Raw genomic sequence first — 1,735 nt, 5'->3', positions numbered from 1 at the left:
AATTGACGCTTTTGAACAACAAATCGAACCGCCGCCTTGGCTGCCAGTTCGTCGACATTCCCCGCTCCGCGCTGAACGCCGTTCAGCGCTACATCACCAAGCTCGAACGCGAGCGCAACGCCCGTATCGCCGGCCTGAACTAGAGTGCGCGCACGGCGCGCAGGAAATCCTCGTTGAATTTGAACAGGGAAGGATCGCTTTCGGCGATCTGTTGGTAGCGCAGCACGAACTGCTTCGGCTCGCCTTGCAGGATGCGGTAGATGGCATCCTTGCCGTCCTTGCGCTCGATGGCATTGGCCATGATCCAGCCCATGTCGTAACCCAGCTCATCGAAATCCCCGTAGAACAGGATGCCGTAAATCGGATCGTAATGATCCTCATCAGCAGGCGGCGCCAGCAACAGACGCAGGGCCGACGTTTCGAGCAGGCCCGCGATGGACTTCATGCGCTTGCCGTTGCGGGCAATGCTCTCCTTGTGTGGCGCCGAGAATGGTGTCGCCGGGCGATCGGCAATCGGATGCGTGAAGATCTCGGCCGTCGCCTCCTGCACCAGGTCGTACAGCAGGCGGTTCATCCAGATTTTGCCGGTCGCGGCTTGCGGCATACCGGCCGGTGGACGCGGCGGCGCGCTCATCGCATGGGCCTGCACCGCATGGAACAGCTCATGCGACACCACCTCCGCCAGCTCCTCGGCGGTCGCCTGGGTGAAGCGGGCAAGGTTGACGTACACATCATCGTGCACATCGTCGAAGGCGAAACCGGTGGCGCCGCCGCCGAAAATGAAATGCACGGTGAACTTGGCCGCGAAGTCCGGCGGCAGATACGCCTTCAGCTGGCGCCTCACCTCCGTGGCCGCTGACGTGAATTTATCCCCGCGCGCAAACTCCGCCTGCACCTGCGCGGCGAGCGCGGCCTGCTTGGGATCTTTGCCGATGCGGCGTAGATAATCGAGGAAGGCATCCGCATCCTTCAGGYGCATCTTGCGCACCATTGCTCCGGTTTCCGGCAAGCGCCTGATCGCTTCCGCCGTGGCGGCGTCGATCTCGCCCTTCTGCACTGCAGCGCTGTACAGGCGTGCGGAAGAATCGTCAAAACGGAATTCGAGCCCGGCCGCGTGTGCGGCGCCCAGTCCCATCAGCGAGATGGCGGCGATCAGCTGTTTTAGCATTGGTCACACTTGCATGTTCATTATGTCGTGGTAGGACTGTACCAGTTTGTTGCGAACTTGCAATGTGGCCTGAAAGTTGATGCTGGCTTTTTGCTGGGCAATCATCACGTCCGACAGGTTGACGGAGTCGTCGCCCATCTGGAAGCGCTTGCTCATGTCTTCCGCCTTGTTCTGGCTGATCGCCACGGTGTCCAGGGCGCCTTTCAGCGCTTGCGAAAAGTCGACCTGGGTGGCCGGCTTTTCGGTCTGGATCGCGGGCGGCGTGGCCTGCGGACGCGTCGCCGCCGCTTTCAGCTGGGCAATCATGGCCTGAATCTGGCTGTTGTCGATGCCGCCTGTTCTCATCTTGTGCTCCAATCTGTTGCTGCAGCGGAACAAAGTCAGGTCCTGCCCCTGTTGCCACGCTACAATATATGCCTACTGTCAGGCTTCCAGAATACGGTAGCCGGCGCAAGGCGCTGGCTATAAGCAGGACGGGAAACGGGCTTCTGTTCAGGCCTTTAAAGCGCGCAACAGCGCCTGATAATGTGCAACAGGCCCATAACCCCTACACAGATACCCCATGGC

The 1,735-nt window shown here is 60.6% G+C and carries 2 protein-coding genes and 1 pseudogene; 1 reads left to right on the top strand and 2 read right to left on the bottom strand.

Going from position 1 to position 1,735, the window contains the following annotated elements; translation table 11 throughout:
- Nucleotides 1-143: pseudogene (locus AB4Z11_RS30855) on the top strand (flagellar brake protein); the annotation flags it as partial.
- On the opposite strand, the gene AB4Z11_RS30850 reads toward AB4Z11_RS30855, so the two are convergent.
- Nucleotides 140-1,168, bottom strand: a complete 1,029-nt coding sequence (locus tag AB4Z11_RS30850; RefSeq protein ID WP_442029870.1) for a DUF5700 domain-containing putative Zn-dependent protease — start codon at nucleotides 1,166-1,168, stop codon at nucleotides 140-142. The pseudogene AB4Z11_RS30855 and the gene AB4Z11_RS30850 overlap by 4 nt on opposite strands.
- A gap of 3 nt (nucleotides 1,169-1,171) precedes the next feature.
- Nucleotides 1,172-1,513, bottom strand: coding sequence for a flagellar hook-basal body complex protein FliE (gene fliE / locus AB4Z11_RS30845; RefSeq protein ID WP_442029868.1), 342 nt, complete (start codon nucleotides 1,511-1,513; stop codon nucleotides 1,172-1,174).
- Nucleotides 1,514-1,735 lie beyond the last annotated feature (222 nt).

This window comes from Pseudoduganella sp. RAF53_2 (assembly GCF_052113985.1).
Taxonomy (GTDB): Bacteria; Pseudomonadota; Gammaproteobacteria; order Burkholderiales; family Burkholderiaceae_D; genus Rugamonas.
Note: the sequence above shows the minus strand (reverse complement) of the source record. Positions and strands in the feature narration are given on the sequence as shown.

What these genes read in the sequence shown, in the direction of transcription:
- fliE (WP_442029868.1), bottom strand. Translation starts at nt 1,513, where the DNA reads ATGAGAACAGGCGGCATCGACAACAGCCAGATTCAGGCCATGATTGCC.